This window comes from Micromonospora sp. WMMD734, from assembly GCF_049178975.1.
Taxonomy (GTDB): domain Bacteria; phylum Actinomycetota; class Actinomycetes; order Mycobacteriales; family Micromonosporaceae; genus Micromonospora; species Micromonospora wenchangensis.
Window position 1 is genome coordinate 554575 of the sequence record NZ_JBMHMK010000001.1, and the last position, 22870, is coordinate 577444.

Genomic DNA, 22870 nt, shown 5'->3' on the forward strand with positions numbered 1-22870 from the left:
ACCTGACGGAGCGGCCCTCCCGTGAACTTCGACGGACTGTTCTCCAACTTCGGGGAACTCACCACGACCGGCCTGACACAGGGTGCGATCTACGCCCTGGTCGCGCTCGGCTACACGCTGGTCTACGGCGTACTCAGACTCATCAACTTCGCTCACTCCGAGGTCTTCATCGCCGGCGCGTTCGCCGCCATCTGGACCTGGAACGGCTTCGGCCTCAACCAGGACTCCCAGGTCAGCGGGCTCGGCTCGATCCTGTTCTACCTGCTCGTCGCGATGATCGTCGCGGCCATCGCGTCGGCCGGCACGGCCACCGTGATCGAGCGGGTGGCGTACCGCCCGCTGCGCAAGCGCAACGCACCACCGCTGGCCTTCCTGATCACCGCGATCGGCGCGTCCATCGCGATCTCGGAGGCGTTCGGCGTCTACACCCGCCGGCTCCCCGAGAGCGCGCCCAAGCTGGTCAGCTCCGAGCCCGTGTTCCACCTCTTCGGCGTGCCGATCAGCGCGGTGCAGTTGCTCACCCTCGGCGCCGCGCTGGTGATGATGGTCGCCTTGGACCAGTTCATCAACCGCAGCCGGGTCGGCCGGGGCATCCGGGCGGTCGCCCAGGACCCCAACACCGCCGCGCTGATGGGCGTGAACAAGGACCGGATCATCCTGATGGTCTTCATCGCCGGCGGTTCCATGGCCGGCGTCGCCGGCCTGCTCTACGACGTGCGGATCCAGACCCTGACCTACAGCGTCGGCTTCCTGCTCGGCCTCAAGGCGTTCACCGCCGCGGTGCTCGGCGGTATCGGCAACCTGCGGGGCGCCCTGGTCGGCGGCCTGCTGCTGGGTGTGGTGGAGAACTACGCCTCGGGGCTGTTCGGCAGCCAGTGGAAGGACTTCGCCGCCTTCGCCGTGCTGGTGGTGCTGCTGATGTTCCGGCCGACCGGTCTGCTGGGCGAATCGCTGGGAAGGGCACGGGCATGACAACGACGGTTAATCCGCCGACCCCCGAGCAGCAGCAGGGGATCGGGACACGGCTGCGGCACGGCCGCGAGGCCGTCGCGCAGCGCTGGCACGACGCCCCGCGCTGGGTGCGCTGGGTGGCGCTGGCGGCGCTGATCGCGTTCTTCTACGCGCTGCCCAACAAGGAGTTCTACCAGTACCTGGGGCCGATCCCGACCACGGGCTCCAACTTCACCCAGGTGCTCTTCACCGTCTCGATCTACGTGCTGCTCGCGGTCGGGTTGAACATCGTGGTCGGCTTCGCCGGCCTGCTCGACCTCGGCTACTTCGGCTTCTTCGCCGTCGGCGCGTACACCGTGGCGGTGTTGACCTCGCCGAGCAGCGACCTCAAGACGCTGTGGCCGTGGCTGCTGGTGGTGCCGATCGCGATCGCCCTCACCATGGTTTCCGGGGTCATGCTCGGCACCCCGACCCTGCGGCTGCGCGGTGACTACCTGGCGCTGGTGACGCTCGGCTTCGCCGAGATGATCCGGATCGCGGCGACCAGCTCCGAGTTCCTCAAGGGCCAGCGGGGCTTCAACCAGATCCCGCACCCGCCCGGCAAGTACGCCGACGGCAAGCCGTTCTTCGGGGTGCTCGACGCCCGCCCGTACTACTGGCTGGTGCTCACGCTGATCATCCTGGTGGTGATCGGGGTGCGGAACCTGACCCACAGCCGGGTCGGCCGGGCCTGGATCTCGATCCGCGAGGACGAGGACGCCGCCCAGCTGATGGGCGTGCCGACGTTCAAGTTCAAGCTCTGGGCGTTCGCCTCGGGTGCGGCGATCGCCGGCCTCGCCGGTGCGCTCTTCGCCGGCAAGCAGAACTTCGTCAACTCGCAGAACTTCGAGCTGCTCAACTCGATCATCATCCTGGCCGCGGTCATCCTGGGCGGCTCGGGCAACATCGTCGGCGCGATCGTCGGCGGCGGCCTGGTGGCGTACATGATCGAGCGGTTCCGCGGCATCGAGCTGTTCGGCGTGGAGCTGTACGAGTACCGGTTCCTCTTCTTCGGCCTGGTGCTCGTGCTGATGATGATCTTCCGGCCGCAGGGCCTCATCCCGAACCGACGACGGGCGGCGGAGTTCAAGGACCGCCGCAAGGAGGTGATCGTCGGTGAGTGACACCGAACAGACCCCGGCCGTTCCGGCCCAGGCGGGCGCGCCCGCCGTCGAGACCATCCCCGGGCGGGAACCGCTGCTGGAGGTCGACCACGTCACGCTGCGCTTCGGCGGCGTGGTGGCGCTCAACGACGTCGACTTCACCCTCTACAAGGGGGAGATCCTCGGGCTGATCGGCCCGAACGGCGCCGGCAAGACCACCTGCTTCAACGCGATGACCGGCATCTACCAGCCCAGCGAGGGGCAGATCCGGTTCCGCGGCGAGAAGATCAGCGGCAAGAAGCGGCACCAGATCACCAAGATGGGCATGGCGCGGACGTTCCAGAACATCCGCCTCTTCCCGGAGATGACCGCGCTGGAGAACGTGCAGGTCGGTGCCGACGCGCACCACAAGACCAGCGTGATCTCGGCGCTGCTGCGGCTGCCCCGGCACTGGCGCGAGGAGCGCGAGGGCCGGGAGAAGGCCGAACGGCTGCTGGAGTTCGTCGGCATCCGGCCCCGGATGCACGAGTTCGCCCGCAACCTGTCCTACGGCGAGCAGCGTCGGCTGGAGATCGCCCGGGCCCTGGCCACCGAACCGGTGCTGCTCTGCCTGGACGAGCCGGCCGCCGGCTTCAACCCGGCGGAGAAGGAGGAGCTGCTCCAGCTCATCCGGCAGATCCGCGACACCGGCGTGACCGTGCTGCTGATCGAGCACGACATGCGCCTGGTCATGGGTGTCACCGACCGGATCGTGGTGCTGGAGTTCGGGAAGAAGATCGCCGAGGGGCTGCCCGCCGAGGTGCGGGACAACCCGAAGGTGGTCGCGGCGTACCTGGGGGTACCGGACGATGCTGCTTGAGATTGACGACGTCAGCCTGCTGTACGGGCGCATCCAGGCGCTGCACGGGATCAGCCTGACCGTGGGGGAGGGCGAGATCGTCGCCCTGATCGGCGCGAACGGCGCCGGTAAGTCCACCACCATGCGGGCGATCTCCGGCATCCGGCCGATCGCCTCCGGGGCGATCCGCTTCGAGGGCGAGGACATCTCCAAGCTCCGGGCGGACCTGCGGGTCCGGCGGGGGCTGTGCCAGGCCCCGGAGGGTCGCGGCATCTTCCCCGGCATGACCGTGCTGGAGAACCTCGACATGGGCGCCTACACCCGGCGGGACCGGGCGGGCATCGCCCAGGACCTCAACCGGGTGCTGGAGCTGTTCCCCCGGCTGGCCGAGCGGCGCAAGCAGGCCGGCGGCACCCTCTCCGGCGGCGAGCAGCAGATGTTGGCCGTCGGCCGGGCGCTGATGAGCCGGCCCAAGCTGCTGCTGCTCGACGAGCCGTCGATGGGTCTGGCCCCGATGCTGATCCAGCAGATCTTCTCCATCATCACCGAGATCAACGAGCAGGGCACCACGATCCTGCTGGTGGAGCAGAACGCGCAGCAGGCGCTCGCCCGGGCCCACCGGGCGTACGTGCTGGAGACCGGCCGCATCGTCAAGAGCGGCACCGGCGCCGACCTGCTGCACGACCCGTCGGTCAAAGAGGCCTACCTGGGCGTGGCCTGACCGTCGCCCCCTCGCAAAGGAGTACACGCATGTTCCACCTCACCCCTGGTCGGCGGGCGGCGTTCGGCGTCGCCGGCGCGACCGCCCTGCTGCTCTCCCTCGCCGCCTGTGGCGAGGAGGAGAGCACCGAGCAGCCCGGCGGCGGTCCCTCGGTCAGCGCGTCGGCCGACACCTCGCTGGCCGACAAGGTCCCGGCGGCCATCAAGGCCGACGGCAAGATCGTCGTGGGCACCGACTCGACGTACGCCCCGGCGGAGTTCCTCGACAGCGACGGCAAGACGGTGATCGGCTTCGACGTCGAGCTGTTCACCGCCGTGGCGGCGAAGCTCGGCCTCAAGGCGGAGTTCGTCTCCGCGCCGTTCGGCGACATCATCTCCGGCGTGAGCACCGGCAAGTACGAGGTGGGCGTCTCGTCGTTCACCATCAACGACGAGCGCAAGCAGCAGGCCAACATGGTCAGCTACTTCCAGGTCGGCACCCAGTGGGTGACCAAGAAGGGCAACCCGGCCGGCGTCACGATCGACGACGCCTGCGGCAAGAAGATCGCCGTGCAGAAGGACACCGTCCAGGTCGAGGACATCCAGAAGCGCTCCAAGACCTGCACCGACGCCGGTAAGCCGGCGATCACCGTCGAGCAGTTCCCCGGCCAGGACGCCGCCACCGCCGCGGTGGTTTCCGGCAAGGACGACGCGATGCTCGCCGACTACCCCGTCGGGGTGTACGCGGTGACCCAGTCCAACGACGCCCTCGAACTGCTCGACAAGCAGTACGAGGCGGCCCCGTACGGCTACGTGGTCGGCAAGGACCAGGCGGCGTTCGCCGAGGCGGTGCGGGACGCGACCAAGGCGCTGATCGCCGACGGGTCGTACAAGTCGGTGCTGGACAAGTGGAAGGTGGCGGACGGCGCGATCACGGACCCCGCGATCAACCCGTAACAGGTCATGGAATCCCACGACACTTCCACCGTACGGGCGCGGCCGGAGCCTCTCCGCGCCGTGCCCGTACGGCACCCGGGGCGCTGGGTCGCGGTCGCCGTGCTGGCCGTGCTGGTCGCCATGTTCGTCCACCTGCTGGTCACCAACGACGCGTTCAACTGGTCGTTCATGGTGGACAAGATGTTCCGTCCGCCGATCATCGAGGGGCTGCTGCGCGGCACGGTGCTGATGACGGTGAGCGCGATGCTCATCGGCGTCACGCTGGGTGTGGTGGTGGCGGTGATGCGGCTGTCGGACAATCCGATCCTGCGCGGGGTCGCCTGGCTCTACACCTGGTTCTTCCGGGCGGTGCCCCGGCTGGTGCTGCTGGCGGTCTTCGGCAACATCGGCATCCTGTGGAGCCGGATCGAGTTCGGGGTGCCGTTCGACACCCAGCTCGGCCAGCTCTTCGGCATCGACAACCTGCAACTGCGGCTGTTCGGCTTCTCCTCCCGGGACATCCTCACCGGTTTCATGGCCGGCCTGCTGGGGTTGGCACTGTCCGAGGCGGCCTACATGGCCGAGATCGTCCGGGCCGGCATCCAGTCGGTCGACGAGGGGCAGACCGAGGCGGCCCAGGCGTTGGGCATGAGCCGGGGTCAGCTGCTGCGCCGGGTGGTGCTGCCGCAGGCGATGCGGGTGATCATCCCGCCGACCGGCAACGAGACCATCGCGATGCTCAAGGACACCTCGCTGCTGCTCTACGTGCCGGTGAGCGTGGAGCTGTTCTTCCAGCTCGACGCGGTCGGCAAACGGACCTTCCAGATCTTCCCGATGTACGTCGCCGCCTGCCTGTGGTACCTCTTCCTGACCAGCATCCTGCTGGTCGGGCAGTACTTCCTGGAGCGGCACTTCGGCAAGGGCTACGGCCCGGCCGGCCGGGCCCGGCTGCGGTTGCGCGGGATGGCGGCGGAGACCGGTGGCGGCGGCAACGCGGGGACGGTGGGTCAGGCATGAGCGAGCTGATTCCCGGCCAGGCGGGTGCTCCCGCCGCCGAGTCGGGCCGGGCCGGTGCGTCGGCCGACGGGTCCGGGCTGATGGTGCGGGCCGAGCAGGTGCACAAGTCGTTCGGGCCGCTGGAGGTGCTCAAGGGCATCGACCTGGAGGTCCGGTCGGGCGAGGTGTGCTGCCTGCTGGGGCCGTCCGGCTCCGGCAAGTCGACCTTCCTGCGCTGCATCAACCACCTGGAGAAGATCAACGCCGGGTCGATCCGGGTGGACGGCGAGCTGATCGGCTACCGGGAGCGCGGCGGCCGGCTGCACGAGATGCGGGAGAAGGAGGTGGCCGCGCAGCGCCGTTCGATCGGGATGGTGTTCCAGCGGTTCAACCTCTTCCCACACATGACGGTGCTGGGCAACGTGACCGAGGCGCCGGTGCTGCTGGGCCGGGAGAAGAAGGCGGCGGCCCGGGAGCGGGCCGCGCAGCTGCTGGAACGGGTGGGGCTGGGCGACAAGCTCGGCGCGTACCCCGGTCAGCTCTCCGGCGGGCAGCAGCAGCGGGTGGCGATCGCCCGCGCGTTGGCGATGCGGCCGAAGCTGATGCTCTTCGACGAGCCGACCAGCGCGCTCGACCCGGAACTGGTCGGCGAGGTCCTGGACGTGATGAAGGACCTGGCCCGGGACGGGATGACCATGATCGTGGTGACCCACGAGATCGGTTTCGCCCGGGAGGTCGGCGACACGCTGGTCTTCATGGACGGCGGCGTGGTCGTCGAGTCCGGCGACCCGCGCGAGGTGATCGCCAACCCGCAACACGAGCGGACCAGGACGTTCCTCGCCAAGGTACTCTGAGTTCCGGTCCACCCCCGGCGGCGGCCGTGCCGCCGCCGGGGGTTGTCGGGGGTACGGGCTAGAGTCGCTGCCGTGACAGCTACGACGCCGCGCCTGCTCCTCGTCGACGGACATTCCATGGCATACCGGGCGTTCTTCGCCCTGCCGGTGGAGAACTTCTCCACCACGACGGGGCAGCCGACCAACGCGGTCTACGGCTTCACCTCGATGCTGATCAACGTGCTCCGCGACGAGCAGCCCACCCACATCGTGGTCGCCTTCGACGTCTCCCGCCGCTCCTTCCGCACCGAGAAGTACGCGGAGTACAAGGCCGGCCGCAGCGAGACCCCGGCCGACTTCAAGGGCCAGGTCAGCCTGGTCAAGGAGGTCCTCGACGCGCTGCGCATCCCGGTCGTCGAGCGGGAGGGCTACGAGGCCGACGACGTGATCGCCACCCTCGCCTGCCAGGCCCGCGACCAGGGCATGCAGGTGCTGATCAGCACCGGCGACCGGGACGCCTTCCAACTCGTCGGCGACGACGTCACCGTGCTCTACCCGCGCAAGGGCGTCTCCGACCTGGCCCGGATGGACCCGGCGGCGATCGAGGCCAAGTACGGCGTCGGCCCGCAGCGCTACCGCGACCTGGCCGCCCTGGTCGGCGAGACCAGCGACAACCTGCCCGGTATCCCCGGCGTCGGCCCGAAGACGGCCGCCAAGTGGATCAACACCTACGGCGGGGTCGAGGGCGTGATCGCGCACGCCGACGAGATCAAGGGCAAGGCCGGCGACAGCCTGCGCGAGCGGCTCGCCGACGTGATCCGCAACTACGAGATCAACTGCCTGGTCTCCGACCTGGAGCTGCCGATCCGCCCCGAGGACGCCCGCTGGCAGGGCTGGGACCGGGAGGCCGTGCACCAGGTCTTCGACACCCTCCAGTTCCGCATCCTGCGCGACCGGCTGTATCAATACCTGGAGGCGGTGGAGCCGGAGGCCGAGGCCGGCTTCGACCTGGCCGGCGAGCGGCTCACCGCGCCCGGCGCGCTGGTCGACTGGCTGGCCGCGCACGTCCCCGCCGGCACCCAGGTCGGCGTGGCGGTGAAGACGCCGGCCAAGCCGAAGGACCCCCGCGAGCGTTACGAGCCGCAGCTGGAGGCGCTGGCCCTCGCGCTGGCCAGCGGCCCGGCCGCCTGGCTCGACCCGGCGACGCTGGCCGAGGCCGACGAACGCGCCCTGGCCGGCTGGTTGGCCGACCCCCGGCAGCCCAAGGTGCTGCACGACAGCAAGCACGCCCGGCTGGCGTTCGCCGCGCGGGGCTGGTCGCTGGCCGGCGTCGCCCGGGACACCGAGCTGGCCGCCTACCTGGCCCGCCCCGACCAGCGCTCCTACGACCTGACCGACCTGGCGCTGCGCTACCTGCACCGCGAGCTGCGGGTCGACGCGCCGGAAACCGGGCAGCTCACCTTCGACGGCCTCGGCGACGACGGTGAGGCTGAGCAGAACCTGATGCTCCAGGCGCGCGCCACCCTCGACCTGGCCGACGCGATCGACGCCGAGCTGTCCCGCGACGGCGAGCAGTCCGCCCGGCTGATGGCCGAGGTGGAGCTGCCGCTGTCCGAGGTGCTGGCCGGGATGCAGCGCGTCGGCATCGGCGCCGACCTGGACTACCTCCAGGAACTGGAGGCGCACTTCGCGGGCGAGGTGAAGTCCGCCGCCCAGAGCGCGTACGCCGCCGTGGGGCGGGAGTTCAACCTCGGCTCGCCCAAGCAGCTCCAGGAGCTGCTCTTCGGGGAGCTGGGGCTGCCCAAGACCAAGAAGATCAAGACCGGTTACACCACCGACGCCGACGCGCTCCAGTGGCTCTACGCCCAGAACCCGCACCCCGTGCTGGAGCACCTGCTGCGCCACCGGGACGTGGCGAAGCTCAAGACCACCGTCGACGGCCTGCTCAAGTCGGTCGCCGACGACGGGCGTATCCACACCACGTTCAAGCAGACGGTGGCGGCCACCGGCCGGCTCTCCTCCACCGACCCCAACCTCCAGAACATTCCGATCCGTACCGAGGAGGGCCGGCGCATCCGTCGGGCCTTCGTGGTGGGCGACGGCTACCAGACGCTGCTCACCGCCGACTACAGCCAGATCGAGATGCGGATCATGGCGCACCTGTCGTTGGACGAGGCGCTGATCGAGGCGTTCAACTCCGGCCACGACTTCCACGCCGCCACCGCGTCGTCGGTCTTCACCGTCCCGGTCGGCGAGGTCACCGCCGACCAACGCCGCAAGATCAAGGCGATGAACTACGGCCTGGCGTACGGCCTGAGCGCCTTCGGCCTGTCGCAGCAGCTCGGCATCACCGCCGAGGAGGCCCGGGGGCTGATGGAGAACTACTTCGCCGGGTTCGGCGGCGTCCGCGACTACCTCCAGGAGGTGGTGGCCCGCGCCCGCCAGGATGGCTACACCTCCACCGTCCTGGGTCGCCGCCGCTACCTGCCCGACCTGGTCAGCGACAACCGGCAGCGCCGGGACATGGCCGAGCGGATGGCGCTCAACGCCCCCATCCAGGGCTCGGCGGCCGACATCATCAAGGTCGCCATGCTGCGCGTCGATACCGCGCTGCGCGACGCCGGGCTGCGCTCCCGGATGCTGCTCCAGGTGCACGACGAGCTGGTCTTCGAGGTCGCCCCCGACGAGCGGGAGGCGTTGGAGACGCTGGTCCGGCAGGAGATGGGGGCGGCGTACCCGCTGTCGGTGCCGCTGGAGGTCTCCGTCGGCGTCGGCCGGGACTGGAACAGCGCCGACCACTAGCCTCCGCACCCACCGCACCGGCCAGACCAGGGGGAGACATGAGCACACTCGCCGACCGGCCGCACACCGCACTGCTCGTCGTCGACGTGCAGAACGGGGTCGTCGCCGGGGCGTACCGGCGTGACGACGTGGTCGCCAACATGGCTGCCCTGGTGCGGCGGGCCCGCCGGGAGGGGGTGCCCGTCGTCTGGGTGCGGCACTCCGACGCCCGGCTCGTCCCCGGCGGTGACGACTGGCAGATCGTGCCCGAGCTGGTCCCGGCCGAGGCGGAACCGCTGGTCGACAAGCGCTACGGCGACTCCTTCGAGGACACCGAGCTGGAGTCGGTGCTGGCCGGGCTGCGCGTCGGGCGGCTCGTGGTGGTCGGCGCGCAGACCGACGCGTGCGTCCGGTCGACCCTGCACGGCGCGTTCGTGCGGGGCTACGACACCACGCTGGTCGCCGACGCCCACACCACCCAGGACCGCACACGGTGGGGCGCGCCGCCGCCCGGGCAGGTCGTCGCGCACACCAACCTCTACTGGACGCACCAGCAGGCCCCGGGGCGCACGGCCGGCACGGTCGCCACGAAGGACGTCGACTTCGCCACGACGGCCTGACCCCACCCTCCGGGTCAGCGCAGCGGGTCGTGGCCCCAGTTCATCAGCGACCAGCGCCACTTCGTGTCCCGGACGTCGCCGGCCGGTCGCTGCGCCAGGTGCCGGTGCACGTAGCCGATCACCGTGCGCATGTGCTGGTAGTCGGCGGCGGACAGCTCGGCCCGCTTACGGCGCAGCAGGTCGACGATCCGGCGGCCCGACGAGTGCCCCACCGACTCGCCGCCACCGGACCGGCCACCCTTGTGCCAGCCGACCTGTTTGGACTCGGGCGTCTGCAACCAGGACGACAGCTCCCCGGGTTTCATGTTCACCGCCTCGGTGAACTCCCGGTAGGTCTGCTGCGGGTCGTCAGCGCGGCTCATGGCGCAACGCCTCCGGCCGGTGGGCGACGTCGCGCCCCGAGTCGTCGTTGCGGATCCGGTACCGCGGGTCGTCCGGCGCGGCGTTCACCGCGCGCCCCCGGACGTGCGTGCGTTCGGTCAACTCCTCCTGCACCACCCCGTGGGCGCGACCGCTGTGGCTGGCCCAGGAGACGTGGTCACCCCGTCGAAACCGCTGCTCGGCCATGGCCGCCGGGTACCCGACGGCACTGCCCCGAAACAACGCGCCCGGTCGGCCCGTCGCCGACGGACCGGTCGGCGGGGCCCGGTGCCGGCCGGTCCGGTGCTTGCCGGTCCAGGGCCGGTCGGTCCGGTGGTGGTCGGTCAGGTGGTGGCCGGCTTCTCGGTGACGAAGATGGCGGTGCCGGGGAAGAGCCGCCCACGTAGCGGGCTCCACTGCCCCCAGGTATCCCGGTGGCCGGCCGGCCACTCCGGTTCCACCAGGTCGACCAGGCGGAAGCCGGCACCGATCAGTTCGCGGATCCGGTCGCCGAGGGTGCGGTGCTGCTCCACGTAGCTGGCCACCCCCCGCTCGTCCTGCTCGACGTAGGGGGAGCGGTCGAAGTACGAGTGCACGGCGGTGAGCCCGCCCTCGCCGGGGTCGTCCAGGAAGACCCAGCGCATCGGGTGGGTCACCGAGAACACCCAGCGCCCGCCGGGGCGCAGCACCCGGTGCACCTCGGCCATCAGGGTGGCCGAGTCGGCGACGAACGGGATCGCCCCGAACGCCGTGCAGGCGATGTCGAACGACGCCCCGGCGAACGGCAGGGCCAACGCGTCGGCCTGCACCAGCGGGACGCGTACCCCGGTGGTGCCGGCGGCGCGGGTGGCGTGCCGCAGCATGCCGGCGGAGAGGTCGAAGGCGACCGGCTCGGCCCCCTGGGTGGCCAGCCAGCGGGCGCAGGACGCCGCGCCGCAGCCGACCTCCAGCACCCGTCGCCCGGCCAGCTCGCCGAGCAGCCGCGCCTCGGACTCGCGCAGCCCCTCCGGGCACCAGCGGAAGTCCACCTCGCCCAGGAAGGCCCCGTGTTCGGCCTGGTAGTCGTCGGCATCGGCGTCCCACCAGCCGCGGTTGGCCCGCCGTGCCTCGGTGTCGCCCACCCGGCGTCGGATCACCCGCTCGTCGTCGTCCACCCGTTCACGCTAGGCCCTGCGGTGGCGTCGTCCGCCGGACCCCGGCGTGCGCGGCGCGGCGGACGGCCGTACGCTGTCGGTCCCGTGGGGCGGATGTGACGGATGAGACAGCGGAGGTGCTTTCCCACCGAAATCTCCGCTTTCGCAGCAGACGAGGTCGTGAGGACCCGGGAGGGCTTGCACGCTGTGGTAATGCAGCGGGTAGGCTAGACGATGCGCTCGTGGATCGTGTACCTCGGCAGGGAGCAGGTGCGCGGTCACCGGAGCACCGATGATCCTCTCTTGGCGATCGTCAGGTGGGGTCGGTGGCGGATCCGCTGGCGCGAACGGGTCACTGCGACACCACGCCTGCTGTGACAACCCATCCGACCGGAGCAACCGCCCACATGACGAGCAGCATCGAGGCCCCCTCGAGCGCCACCCGGGTCACCCACGACGATCTCGGTTCCGAGGAGGCTTTCCTCGCCGCGATCGACGAGACCATCAAGTACTTCAACGACGGCGACATTGTCGAAGGCACCGTCGTCAAGGTCGATCGGGACGAGGTCCTGCTCGACATCGGCTACAAGACCGAGGGTGTCATCCCCTCGCGGGAGTTGTCGATCAAGCACGACGTGGACCCCGCCGAGGTCGTCTCGGTCGGTGACCACATCGAGGCCCTGGTCCTCCAGAAGGAGGACAAGGAGGGGCGGCTGATCCTCTCCAAGAAGCGGGCGCAGTACGAGCGGGCCTGGGGCACGATCGAGAAGATCAAGGACGAGGACGGTGTCGTCCGCGGCTCGGTCATCGAGGTCGTCAAGGGTGGTCTCATCCTCGACATCGGCCTGCGCGGCTTCCTGCCCGCGTCGCTGGTCGAGATGCGGCGGGTGCGTGACCTGCAGCCGTACGTCGGCCGTGAGCTCGAAGCCAAGATCATCGAGCTGGACAAGAACCGCAACAACGTGGTCCTGTCCCGCCGGGCCTGGCTGGAGCAGACGCAGTCCGAGGTGCGCACCGAGTTCCTCAACAAGCTCCAGAAGGGGCAGGTCCGCAAGGGCGTCGTCTCCTCGATCGTCAACTTCGGCGCGTTCGTCGACCTGGGCGGTGTGGACGGCCTGGTGCACGTCTCCGAGCTGTCCTGGAAGCACATCGACCACCCGTCCGAGGTCGTCGAGGTGGGCCAGGAGGTCGAGGTCGAGGTCCTGGACGTCGACCTGGACCGCGAGCGGGTCTCGCTGTCGCTGAAGGCGACCCAGGAGGACCCGTGGCGGCAGTTCGCCCGGACCCACGCGATCCAGCAGATCGTGCCGGGTAAGGTCACCAAGCTGGTGCCGTTCGGCGCGTTCGTCCGGGTCGACGACGGCATCGAGGGCCTGGTCCACATCTCCGAGCTGGCCGAGCGCCACGTGGAGATCCCGGAGCAGGTCGTCCAGGTCGGCTCCGAGGTCATGGTCAAGGTCATCGACATCGACCTGGAGCGCCGCCGGATCTCGCTGTCGCTCAAGCAGGCCAACGAGGGCTTCGTCGAGGGCGAGGAGCACTTCGACCCGACCCTCTACGGCATGGCCGCGACGTACGACAACGAGGGCAACTACATCTACCCGGAGGGCTTCGACCCGGAGACGGGCGAGTGGCTCGAAGGGTACGACAAGCAGCGCGAGACCTGGGAGAACCAGTACGCCGAGGCGCGTCAGCGCTGGGAGGCCCACACCAAGCAGGTGCAGACCTCCCGGGCCGCCGACGCCGAGGCCGCTGCCAACCCGGCTCCGCCCGTGGCCGCCGGTGGTGGCACCACCACCTCGACCAGCTCGTCGACCCCGAGCCGGCAGGCCGAGGAGCCGGCCGGCACCCTGGCCACCGACGAGGCGCTCGCCGCGCTGCGGGAGAAGCTCGCCGGCGGCAAGTGAGCCGGACGCTGCCTCCCACCCGGTACGACGTCTGACGTCACCGGGTCCGGGTAGCCGCTGACACAGGAGCCCCGCCCCCGATCCGCCACGCGGACCGGGGGCGGGGCTCTGTGCCGTCCGGGTGCCTCCGCTCCCGTCCCGCGACGGGACGATCGACTCAGGGGTGGGGCGGTGTGGTGGGGTGGGAGGCGGTCCGGTTGACTGGGCGGGTGCTGAGGGTGGGGTTGACCGGCGGCATCGGGTCCGGCAAGAGCGCCGTGGCGACCCGGCTGGCCGAGCGGGGCGCGGTGATCGTCGACTCGGACCGGATCGCCCGGGAGGTGGTGGCACCGGGCACCGAGGGGCTGGCCGCGATCGTCGCCGCCTTCTCCGAGCGGGTGCTGGCCGCCGACGGGACGCTGGACCGGGCGGCGCTGGGCGCACTGGTCTTCGCCGACGCGACCGCCCGTCGCCGGCTGGAGGAGATCACCCATCCCCGGGTACGGGCCCGGTCCGCCGAGCTGTTCGCCGCGGCACCCGCCGACGCGGTGGTGGTCAACGACGTACCGCTGCTGGTGGAGGTGGGGCTCGCGCCGACGTACCACCTGGTGGTGGTGGTGCGGACGGCCGTGGCCATCCGGGTGGAGCGGTTGGTGCGGACCCGGGGGATGAGCCGCGCGGAGGCCGAGCGGCGGATCGCCGCGCAGGCCGACGACGCCCGTCGCCGCGCGGCGGCCGACGTGGTGCTCGACAACGAGGGCGGCCTCGACGAGCTGCACGCCGCCGTGGACGCCCTCTGGTCGGCACGCCTGGTGCCCTACGAACGTAACGTGCGGGAACAGCTGGTGGTCCCGGGTGGGCCGGCGGTGTCGACCGCGCCGGACCCGACCTGGCCGCAGCAGTACGCCCGGATCGCCGCCCGGATCCGGCACGCGCTGGCCCCCGACGACCTGCGGATCGACCATGTCGGTCCCACCGCTGTCCCGGGGCTGGCCGGGCGGGACGTCATCGACGTGCAGGTGACCGTGCCGTCGATGGCCGAGGCGGACGGCCCGGTGGCGCGCCGGCTCGCCGACGCCGGGTTCCCGAGGGTGCCAGGCGTGCAAGGGAACCGCCCCCGCTGGGCGGACCGCGACGCCGGGACGGGTGGGGACGGTGACGGGGGCTGGGCGCAGCGGTTGCACGGCAGCGCCGATCCGGGCCGGCCGGTCGCCGTGCACCTGCGGGTGGCGGGATCGGCCGGTTGGCGGCACGCCCTGATGATGCGGGACCACCTGCGCGCGGACCCCGATCGGCGGGCGGCGTACCTGCTGGTGAACCGGGAGGCGGCGGCGTCGGCACCGGCCGGCGACGGGGCCGGCACCGCCGCCGACCCGTGGTTCGCCGAGGAGTACCTGCGGGCGCAGGAGTGGGCGGCGCGGACCGGCTGGCGGCCCTGACCGGCTGCCGTCCTGCCGGGTCAGCCTGACGGTGCTGCCGCCGGGTCAGCCTGGCCGGGCTGGCGGGGGCGGTTTCCGGTGGGTGGGGACGATCCCCGCCGGCAGCGGGCCGGGGGTCAGCTCCAGTTGCGCCCACAGCCCGCCGGTGGTGCGCAGCTCCAACCGGTGCAGGAAGCCGGAACGGTCCAGCCAGTACCGCAGCCGCTGGCCCTGGCGGCGTACCTCGAACACGTCCACCGGGCGGTCGGCCTGTCGGTCGCTGCGGACGTGGACCGTCGTGGTCGTGTCCCGGCTCGGCGTGGCGGCCCGCACCGCCGCCTCGACCAGCGTGTCCAACTCGTCGGCCGGCCGGGCCGCGAGCCGCCAGCCGGCCCCGGTCGGCAGCGGCAGCGGCGGTGCCGCCGACGGGCCGGAGGCCGCGGTGTGCGGTCCGACCGGTACGTCCGCCCGGGCGAAGCCGGCCCGGTCCCGACGCCGCAGCGTCCGGCGGCCGAGGGTGTCCAGTTCGGCGACGGACAGGTAGGCGACGCCGGCCGTCCAGCTCAGCCAGCCGCCGCCGCGCAGGTTGGCGGCGCTGCCGAGGGGTGCGGTGACGGTGACCGCCGCGCTCCCGGTCCCGGAGCGCAGCCGGGTGGCGAGCCGGTCCAGCCGGGCGGTCTCCTCGTCGGTGGGGGCGCGGGGCAGGCCGGGCCGGCCGCCGAGCACGTCGACGGGCCAGGGGATCGGCCGGTCGAACCGGTCCAGGTCGACCGTGATCGGGGTGCCGTCGGCGAGCCGACCCGCCCAGCGGCGCAGCCGCGCGTCGCGGTCGACCCACCAGCGGGGGTCGGCGTCGTCGGCCGGACGCCCGTCCGGCACGGCGGTGGCGGGTGCCGTGGTGGCCTGTGGGTTGGCCGTGGGCGCTCCGGTGGCGGGTCCTGCAGCCGGCCACAGCGCCGCTTGGAGGACGTCGACCTGGTCGCCGCCGAGGGTCTCCCGGCCGAGCCACCGGCCGCCTCCGGCGCGCAGCGCAGCGGTGGGTGCGGCCCGGTCGGCGGCGAGGGCGAAGAGCACGGTGAGCGCCCCGCCCAGGCCCCGCCCGGGTGCCGGGTTCCGCAGCCGCCAGCGGTCACCGGGCGGCACCAGCGGTGGCCGGCCCGGGGCCACGATCGCGGCGGGGTCGGGGCGCTGCACCACCGCCGACGGGGTGGCCTGCACCAGGCCCCGGTCCGGTCCGGCTCCCGGGCCGCCGACGTCGAGGTAGGCCAGCGGGCGGGACCAGTCGACCCAGCCGACCAGGTCGGTGCGCCCGGCCCCGGTGCCGACGGCCACCCGTACCCCGGCCCGGACGTCCCGGTAGGTGCCGACCCGGACGGCGGCGAGCCGCTCGGCCTCGTCGTCGGTGAGCGCCCGTGCCGTGGTGGTCGGGGCGGGTGCGCCGGAGACCAGGCCGGCCACGAGGGCCGTTGCGGCCGTGACGGCGACCACGACCAGGGCGACCAGGGTGGTCCGTCGCCGGCCCGGTGTGCCGTCCGCGGCGGCGTCGCGGTGGTGACGGCCGGCGCGGCGGTGGCCCGGACCGGCTCCCGATGGGCGTGGTGGCTGATCGGGCGAGGTGTCCACGTGTGGTTGAACGGGCCGGCCGGACCGGAGTGACGCCGCCGGGGTCAGCCGGACCGGAGCGACGCCGCCGGGGTCGGACGGGGCGCTGCGGGGCAGACGGGGTGCCGGTGGCGGATCGGTGGTGCCGGTGGGGGTGGGGGAGACGTGCAGGGGCGCTCGCGGCGGCCGGTCTGCGCCAGGGGCGCGACCACGCGGGATGCGCACGCCGGTGATGTCCGGGTGCTGCGACCCCAGGTGCCGGGCGGTGGGAGCCTGTCGAGGGCCCGGCCACCGCCGCGGTCGGCCGCCGCGAGCGGCCTACGCTGTCCAGGCTAGCCCGCTGCGATGTGGGCCACAATGGCAATATCGAAGCTGATCACCGGCTGTCCGGCGATCGCGGTGAAGTGTCGGACCCGCGGCGTACCGTGGGGGTCATGGCGCTCGACATTCCCCGGCTCGACGGTCGCTTCCAGGTCGTCAGCGAGTTCCAGCCGGCCGGCGACCAGCCGGCCGCCATTGATGATCTTGAGCGCCGGGTCCGGCGTGGTGATCGTAACACCGTGCTGCTCGGCGCCACCGGCACCGGCAAGAGCGCCACCACGGCGTGGCTGGTCGAGCGGCTGCAACGGCCGACCCTGGTGCTCGCCCCCAACAAGACCCTCGCCGCCCAGCTCGCCAAGGAGTTCAGCGAGCTGCTCCCGCACAACTCGGTCGAGTACTTCGTCTCCTACTACGACTACTACCAGCCCGAGGCGTACATCCCGCAGACCGACACCTACATCGAGAAGGACTCCTCGATCAACGAGGAGGTCGAGCGGCTGCGGCACAAGGCGACCATGTCGCTGCTCACCCGGCGGGACACGATCGTGGTGGCGACCGTCTCGGCCATCTACGGCCTGGGCACCCCGGAGGAGTACCTCGACCGGGCCGTGCGGGTCGTCGTCGGGCAGGAACTCGACCGCGACCAGTTGCTGCGCCGCCTGGTCGACATCCAGTACACCCGCAACGACATGGCCTTCCAGCGGGGCACGTTCCGGGTCCGGGGCGACACCTTGGAGATCATCCCGGCATACGAGGAGCTGGCCGTCCGGATCGAGCTGTTCGGCGACGAGGTGGAGAAGCTCTACTACCTCAACCCGCTCACCGGGGACGTGGTCAGGGAGGTCGACAATCTGCTGATCTTCCCGGCCACCCACTACGCGGCCGGCCCGCAGCGGATGGAGCGGGCCACCCGGGACATCGAGGCCGAGCTGGCCGACCGGCTGGCCGAGCTGGAACGGCAGGGCAAGCTGCTGGAGGCGCAGCGGCTGCGGATGCGCACCACCTACGACCTGGAGATGATGCGGCAGGTCGGCTTCTGCTCAGGCATCGAGAACTACTCGATGCACATCGACGGCCGGTTGCCCGGCAGCCCGCCGCACTGCCTGCTCGACTACTTCCCCGACGACTTCCTCACCGTGGTCGACGAGTCGCACGTCACCATCCCGCAGATCGGCGGCATGTTCGAGGGCGACGCCTCGCGCAAGCGGATGCTCATCGACCACGGCTTCCGGCTGCCCAGTGCCGCCGACAACCGGCCGCTGCGCTTCGACGAGTTCCTGGAGCGGGTCGGCCAGTTGGTCTTCCTCTCCGCCACCCCCGGCCCGTGGGAGTTGGAGCAGGCCCAGGGCGAGTTCGTCGAGCAGGTCATCCGCCCCACCGGTCTGATCGACCCGGAGGTCGTGATCAAACCGACCAAGGGGCAGATCGACGACCTGATGCACGAGATCAAGCTGCGCACCGAGCGCGACGAGCGGGTGCTGGTCACCACGCTGACCAAGAAGATGGCCGAGGACCTGTCCGACTACCTGCTGGAGAACGGCATCCGGGTGCGTTACCTGCACTCCGAGGTCGACACCCTGCGCCGGGTGGAGCTGCTGCGCGAGCTGCGCAAGGGCGACTACGACGTGCTGGTCGGCATCAACCTGCTGCGGGAGGGTCTCGACCTGCCCGAGGTCTCCCTGGTGGCGATCCTCGACGCCGACAAGGAGGGCTTCCTGCGCAGCGGCCGGTCGCTGATCCAGACCATCGGCCGGGCCGCCCGTAACGTCTCCGGCCAGGTCCACATGTACGCCGACAAGATCACCCCCTCGATGGCGTCGGCGATCGACGAGACCAACCGTCGCCGGGCCAAGCAGATCGCGCACAACGAGGCGCACGGGATCAGCCCCGAGCCGCTGCGCAAGAAGATCCACGACATCCTCGACGACATCTACCGGGAGGCGGAGGACACCGAGAGCGCCCGGGTCGGCGGTGCCGCGCGGCAGCTGTCCCGGGGCAAGGCCCCGGTCAAGGAGACCCGCAGCCGCAGTCGGGCCACCGCCGGCACGCCGTCGCGGGAGGGGATGGCCCGCGCCGACCTGGCCCAGCTCATCCAGGAGCTCAACGACCAGATGCTCGCCGCCGCCCGGGAGTTGCAGTTCGAGTTGGCCGCGCGGATCCGTGACGAGGTCGCCGATCTCAAGAAGGAGCTGCGGGGGATGGACGCCGCCGGGGTGAAGTGACGGACGGGCCGGTGCTGGACGAGGTGCGTGTCGGCCTGCCGGCGGCACGGCTGCGTCCCGTCGTGGGCCGGTACCTGGGCTACCGGGAGGGTGCTCCGGTGGGCGTGGCGTCGGGGCGGGACGCGCCGGCACTGGTACGGCACGAGGCGGCCGGCGCGTTCGTGGTCCTCATCCTCGGCTGGGGCGCCCCGCTCGACGTGCTGAACCCGCGCTCGGCGGCGCACAGCGCGTACCGGGTGGACTCGTTCGTGGCCGGGCCGTACGACGGCTACTGCACGACCTCGACGGCCGGTGCCGGGGCGGGGGTGCAGTTGCTGCTCACCCCGCCGGCGGCCCGCCGGGTCCTCGGGGTGCCGTTGGGGGAGTTGACCAACCGGGCGGTGGCGCTCGACGGGTTGCCCGACCCGTGGCTTCACCGGTTGCGGGCCCGGCTGGCCGGGGCACCGGACTGGCCACACCGGTTCGCCCTGCTCGACGCGGCGCTCGACGCCCGGCTGGCGGACGCCGACCCGGTCGATCCGCATCTCGACCGGGCCTGGGAACTGCTCACCGGCTCGGCCGGCCGGATCGGCATCGGCGGGTTGGCCGACGAGTTGGGGTGGAGCCGCCGGCACCTGGCCGCGCGGTTCCGCCGGGAACTGGGGCTGGGCCCGAAGACGACCGCCCGGCTGCTGCGTTTCCAGCGGGCGTACGCGGCGCTGGGCCGGCAGGACGCGGTCTCCGCCGGGCCCGCCCCACCTGAGGGTCCCGGGTCGGTGGACGGCCGGACGGGGCCAATGGACGGCTGGGCCGGGCTGGCGGCACGCTGGGGGTACTACGACCAGTCGCACCTGATCCGGGAGTTCCGGGAGTTCACCGGGACGACCCCGGCGGCGCTGGGCCGGCCGGGTTCCCATTCGTCCAATCCGGGCTGACCGGTGGCCGGCACACTCGGCGCATGACGAACATCTACCCGACCTTCCGGTACCCCGACGCGCGGGCGGCGATCGACTGGCTCTGCGCCGCGTTCGGGTTCCGGGTCCACGCGGTGCACGACGGTCCGGACGGCACGGTGGCGCACGCCGAACTGGCGCTCGGCGACGGCATCGTCATGCTCGGCACCGGCCGGGGTCGACCGGACCGGCCGGCCGACGACGACTACGCCGTCTACGTGGCGGTCGACGACCCGGACGCCCACCACGACCGCGCGCGGGCGGCCGGGGCGGAGATCATCCGCGAGCCGTTCGACACCGACTACGGTTCCCGGGACTATGCGGCCCGGGACCTCGCCGGCAACGTCTGGTCGTTCGGCACCTACCGGCCCTGACCGGGTGCCCCGAACGGCAGCGGTGGAGAACGGGGGGCTGCCGTTCGGGACCGGACGACGACGGCGTCATCCGAGGACGACTCAGATAGGCGTTGCGGTGTGCAAGCAAAATGTTGCCCTGGGTGATGATCCTGCGTACCCTCCCTCGTGGGGAGGCTGGGATGCCATTGTCATCGAGTCCTGTCATTCGACGCGCGAGGCTCGGCGCCGAGCTGCGCCAGTTGCGCAGACGGGAGGCGCTGACCCTGGAACAGGTCTGCGCCCGGCTGGGCTGGGCCTCCACTTCCAAGTTGTCCCGCATCGAGCTGGGGCAGAGTCGACCCGACCTGGCCGACGTGCTCGACCTGCTCGACATCTACGAGGTTCCGTCGCCGCAGCGTGAGGCGCTGATCGTCATCGCCCGCGACGCGGCGACCGGGCGCGGCTGGTGGAAGGCGCTCGGCGAGATGAGCGAGCGGCAGCGCACCTACGCCGAGCTGGAGGCGGGCGCGGCGACCATCGTGGAGTACCAGCCGACGGTGCTGCCCGGCCTGCTCCAGGCACCCGGCTACGCCAGGTTGCGGATCACGGCCGGCCGGCTGCTGCACCCGGACGTCGACGTCGAGGCCGACCTGCGTGCCCGGCTCACCAGGCAGGGGCTGTTGCGTCGCCCCGAACCGCCGCACTACACCGCCCTGCTCGACGAGCGGGTCTGCGACCCGGCCGGCCTGCCCGCCGACGTCTGGCACGAGCAGTTGGAGCACCTGCTGGCCCTCGCCGAGCTGCCGCACGTCACCATCCGGGTGGTGCCGGGGACGGCGGCCCCGCGCGGTGGGGCGTACCCGTTGACCGCCTTCTCCTGTTATTCGTTCCCCGACCCGGCCGATCCGCGCACGGTGATGCTGGAGGCGTTGACCACCGACGTACGGCTGGCCTCCGACGTGGACGTCGGTCGTTACGACCGGATGACCGGCTGGCTGTCCGCCGCCGCGCTCAGCACGGCGGAGACGGTGGAACTGTTCCGCCGCCGGGTCGCCGCCCTGACCGCCGGGCCGGCGGTGGACGACGCGAGCGGCGGCGACGGTCGGGAGGCCCTCGGGACTGCGCCCCCGAGCCTGGACGGCGGTGGCCGGGCGGCCGGTCCGGGCTCACCGGTAGCGGTTGAAGCCACCCTCGGAGTCGATGACCTGGCCGGTGATCCAGTCCGCCTCCCGTGAGCAGAGGAACCGCACCAACCGGGCGGCCTCCTGCGGGGTGCCCCAACGCCCGGACGGGAAGAGTGCCGCCACCGCGGCGTGCGCCTCGGGCGGGGCGTAGCCGGTGTCGGTCGGCCCGGGGTTGAGGCAGTTGACGGTGATCCCCCGGGGCATCAACACCGGGGCGAGTTGCGTGGCGAGGTTCTCCACCCCGGCCTTGCTGGCCGCGTAGGCCAACTCGTCGGGCATCGGGCCGAGGCGCTGGCCGCTGGACAGGAGCACCAACCGGCCGCCCGACCCGGCGGTGAAGGCGGTGGCGAACGCGTCGGCCAGGAGCAGGGTGGCCCGCACGTTCACCAGCAGGTGCCTGTCGATCTCGGTGGCGTCCAACCCGCCCAGGCTGGTGCGGGTGGAGTAGGCGTGTGCCGCCACCACGCCGTCGAGCCGGCCGTGCCGGCGTACCGCCTCGGCGACCAGCGCGGCCGGGGCGGCCGGGTCGAGCAGGTCGGCGGCGGTGTGGGCGGCGGCGTCGCCCAGTTCGGCCAGCAGCGCCGGTACGCCCTGCGGATCACCGCCGTAGGGCTGCGCCTCGTCGTAGCCGGGTAGCCCGGTCAGCAACAGCCGGTGCCCGTCGGCGGCGAGGGTGCGGGCGACTGCCGCGCCGATGCCGACCCGTCGGCTCACCCCGGTCACCAGGAACACCCGTGCGGTCATCCGGGCAGTCAACCGGACGGTCGGTCCCGACGCCACGGATTAACCCCGCACGGCGGCCTCCGACCGCCCATCCCGCGTACGTCTCCGCAGGTCTGTCGCCCCGTGCGCCATCGGGCGGGGCATCGCTGGTGAGCCGCTCGTGGGGCGGCGTCGGCGGTGCGCCTGGGGGCGGACCTGCGGCGACTCCCCGCCGTGTGTGCCACTCCCGTCGGCGCACCGCCGGGGGTGGCCGACGGTGGCGCGCGACGGGGTCGGGCCGGTGGCCGGACCGTCGGAGGTGGGCCGGGCAGCCGGCGGCCAGGGGGCTTCGCCGCGCGACCACCGGACCCGGCACCCCCGAACGTGTCAGGGCCGGTTGCCGCGCGTGCGCCGCACGGTAACCCGGGGGTACGACAGAATCTGATCGACCAAGGTGGATTTTTTCGGGAAGTTGCCGGACGGCCGCCGGAACGCCGACGCAAGGCTGCCCGGCGGCGGGGACGCGCTCCCGGGCCGGCTCAGGCCGGTACGTCGAGGAAGTGCTCGACCCGGGGCGGGCCGGCGAAGTACGGGCCGATCAGCGCCCGCCACCTGTCGAACGCCTCGGTGGCCCGGAAGTTGTCCTCGTGGGCCTGTACCGAGTCCCACTCGACCAGCAGCACGAACCGGGAGGGGGACTCGATGCCCCGGGTCATCCGGACCGAGCGGCATCCCTCGGCGGCGACGATGATGGCGTGCGCCTGCGCGTAGGCGGCGGCGAAATCGTCCTCGTGTCCGGGCAGTACGTCGATGAGCGCGACCTCAAGCACCATGCTGACAGCCTGCCACGGAGCGGCGCGTCGGTGGTGTGCCGGGGCGACCGGTCACCCACCCGCCTACACCTAGCCTCCTAGGACGCCTTGCGCGGTGTGGCACGGCGCGCGGCGGTCCGGCACACCAAACACCGGGAGCAGGCAAA

At 72.0% G+C, this 22870-nt stretch carries 19 protein-coding genes and 2 pseudogenes; 15 read left to right on the forward strand and 6 right to left on the reverse strand.

Annotation, left to right across the window (positions count from 1 at the left end; genetic code table 11):
* Window positions 1-21: 21 nt before the first annotated feature.
* The 9 genes from ACN267_RS02515 to ACN267_RS02555 all read left to right on the forward strand — a co-directional run bounded on the left by ACN267_RS02515 (window position 22) and on the right by ACN267_RS02555 (window position 9796).
* Window positions 22-972 (forward strand): branched-chain amino acid ABC transporter permease, encoded by a 951-nt coding sequence (locus tag ACN267_RS02515; protein ID WP_204959192.1) that lies wholly within the window; start codon window positions 22-24, stop codon window positions 970-972.
* Window positions 969-2114 carry a branched-chain amino acid ABC transporter permease gene (locus ACN267_RS02520; RefSeq protein ID WP_204959191.1) on the forward strand — a complete coding sequence of 382 codons (1146 nt, stop codon included), beginning with the start codon at window positions 969-971 and terminating at the stop codon, window positions 2112-2114. The genes ACN267_RS02515 and ACN267_RS02520 overlap by 4 nt, the downstream gene beginning before the upstream one ends.
* Window positions 2107-2952, forward strand: coding sequence for an ABC transporter ATP-binding protein (locus ACN267_RS02525; RefSeq protein WP_372445987.1), 846 nt, complete (start codon window positions 2107-2109; stop codon window positions 2950-2952). The genes ACN267_RS02520 and ACN267_RS02525 overlap by 8 nt, the downstream gene beginning before the upstream one ends.
* A complete protein-coding gene (locus tag ACN267_RS02530; protein WP_204959190.1) occupies window positions 2942-3652 on the forward strand; it encodes an ABC transporter ATP-binding protein in 711 nt (236 codons plus the stop codon). The genes ACN267_RS02525 and ACN267_RS02530 overlap by 11 nt, the downstream gene beginning before the upstream one ends.
* 29 nt (window positions 3653-3681) lie before the next feature.
* Window positions 3682-4587: an ABC transporter substrate-binding protein gene (locus tag ACN267_RS02535; protein ID WP_204959189.1), complete on the forward strand. Its 906-nt coding sequence runs from the start codon at window positions 3682-3684 to the stop codon at window positions 4585-4587.
* Window positions 4588-4593: 6 nt separating this feature from the next.
* Window positions 4594-5583, forward strand: a complete 990-nt coding sequence (locus ACN267_RS02540) for an amino acid ABC transporter permease (RefSeq protein ID WP_204959188.1) — start codon at window positions 4594-4596, stop codon at window positions 5581-5583.
* A gap of 80 nt (window positions 5584-5663) precedes the next feature.
* Entirely contained in the window at window positions 5664-6416 is a 753-nt protein-coding gene (locus ACN267_RS02545; protein ID WP_204959625.1) for an amino acid ABC transporter ATP-binding protein, read from the forward strand.
* A 72-nt stretch (window positions 6417-6488) separates the two neighbouring features.
* Entirely contained in the window at window positions 6489-9197 is a 2709-nt protein-coding gene (polA, locus tag ACN267_RS02550) for a DNA polymerase I (RefSeq protein WP_421487822.1), read from the forward strand.
* 38 nt (window positions 9198-9235) lie between these two features.
* Window positions 9236-9796: a cysteine hydrolase family protein gene (locus ACN267_RS02555; protein ID WP_204959186.1), complete on the forward strand. Its 561-nt coding sequence runs from the start codon at window positions 9236-9238 to the stop codon at window positions 9794-9796.
* 17 nt (window positions 9797-9813) lie between these two features.
* Here ACN267_RS02555 and ACN267_RS02560 read toward each other — a convergent pair.
* The 3 genes and pseudogenes from ACN267_RS02560 to ACN267_RS02570 form a co-directional block, all read right to left on the reverse strand.
* Window positions 9814-10158, reverse strand: a pseudogene (locus ACN267_RS02560) (DUF3140 domain-containing protein); the annotation flags it as partial.
* A complete protein-coding gene (locus ACN267_RS02565; protein ID WP_421487823.1) occupies window positions 10145-10363 on the reverse strand; it encodes a DUF2945 domain-containing protein in 219 nt (72 codons plus the stop codon). The pseudogene ACN267_RS02560 and the gene ACN267_RS02565, both read right to left, overlap by 14 nt.
* Window positions 10364-10500: 137 nt before the next feature.
* Window positions 10501-11310, reverse strand: coding sequence for a class I SAM-dependent methyltransferase (locus ACN267_RS02570; protein WP_421487824.1), 810 nt, complete (start codon window positions 11308-11310; stop codon window positions 10501-10503).
* Between the two features lie 386 nt (window positions 11311-11696).
* Between ACN267_RS02570 and rpsA the strand changes: the two genes are divergently transcribed.
* Together rpsA and coaE are read left to right on the forward strand one after the other, a co-directional pair.
* The gene (gene rpsA / locus ACN267_RS02575; RefSeq protein ID WP_204959184.1) at window positions 11697-13196 is read left to right on the forward strand and encodes a 30S ribosomal protein S1; all 1500 of its coding nucleotides are present in this window, start codon (window positions 11697-11699) and stop codon (window positions 13194-13196) included.
* A gap of 209 nt (window positions 13197-13405) precedes the next feature.
* Entirely contained in the window at window positions 13406-14614 is a 1209-nt protein-coding gene (gene coaE, locus ACN267_RS02580) for a dephospho-CoA kinase (RefSeq protein ID WP_421487825.1), read from the forward strand.
* Between the two features lie 45 nt (window positions 14615-14659).
* Here coaE and ACN267_RS02585 read toward each other — a convergent pair whose 3' ends face one another.
* Window positions 14660-16081, reverse strand: coding sequence for a hypothetical protein (locus ACN267_RS02585; protein ID WP_421487826.1), 1422 nt, complete (start codon window positions 16079-16081; stop codon window positions 14660-14662).
* 548 nt (window positions 16082-16629) lie between these two features.
* Here ACN267_RS02585 and uvrB point away from each other — a divergent pair.
* The 4 genes and pseudogenes from uvrB to ACN267_RS02605 form a co-directional block, all read left to right on the forward strand.
* Window positions 16630-18738, forward strand: a complete 2109-nt coding sequence (uvrB, locus tag ACN267_RS02590; protein WP_204959181.1) for an excinuclease ABC subunit UvrB — start codon at window positions 16630-16632, stop codon at window positions 18736-18738.
* Window positions 18735-19652 (forward strand): helix-turn-helix domain-containing protein, encoded by a 918-nt coding sequence (locus tag ACN267_RS02595; RefSeq protein WP_421487827.1) that lies wholly within the window; start codon window positions 18735-18737, stop codon window positions 19650-19652. Before uvrB ends, ACN267_RS02595 begins: the two co-directional genes overlap by 4 nt.
* Window positions 19653-19675: 23 nt before the next feature.
* Window positions 19676-20044: a VOC family protein gene (locus tag ACN267_RS02600; RefSeq protein WP_281895737.1), complete on the forward strand. Its 369-nt coding sequence runs from the start codon at window positions 19676-19678 to the stop codon at window positions 20042-20044.
* Window positions 20045-20205: 161 nt separating this feature from the next.
* Window positions 20206-21063 (forward strand): annotated as a pseudogene (locus ACN267_RS02605) (helix-turn-helix domain-containing protein); the annotation flags it as partial.
* Window positions 21064-21171: 108 nt separating this feature from the next.
* Here ACN267_RS02605 and ACN267_RS02610 read toward each other — a convergent pair.
* Together ACN267_RS02610 and ACN267_RS02615 are read right to left on the reverse strand one after the other, a co-directional pair.
* The gene (locus tag ACN267_RS02610) at window positions 21172-21933 is read right to left on the reverse strand and encodes an SDR family oxidoreductase (RefSeq protein ID WP_204959178.1); all 762 of its coding nucleotides are present in this window, start codon (window positions 21931-21933) and stop codon (window positions 21172-21174) included.
* Window positions 21934-22430: 497 nt separating this feature from the next.
* Window positions 22431-22724 carry an antibiotic biosynthesis monooxygenase family protein gene (locus ACN267_RS02615; protein ID WP_204959177.1) on the reverse strand — a complete coding sequence of 98 codons (294 nt, stop codon included), beginning with the start codon at window positions 22722-22724 and terminating at the stop codon, window positions 22431-22433.
* Window positions 22725-22870 lie beyond the last annotated feature (146 nt).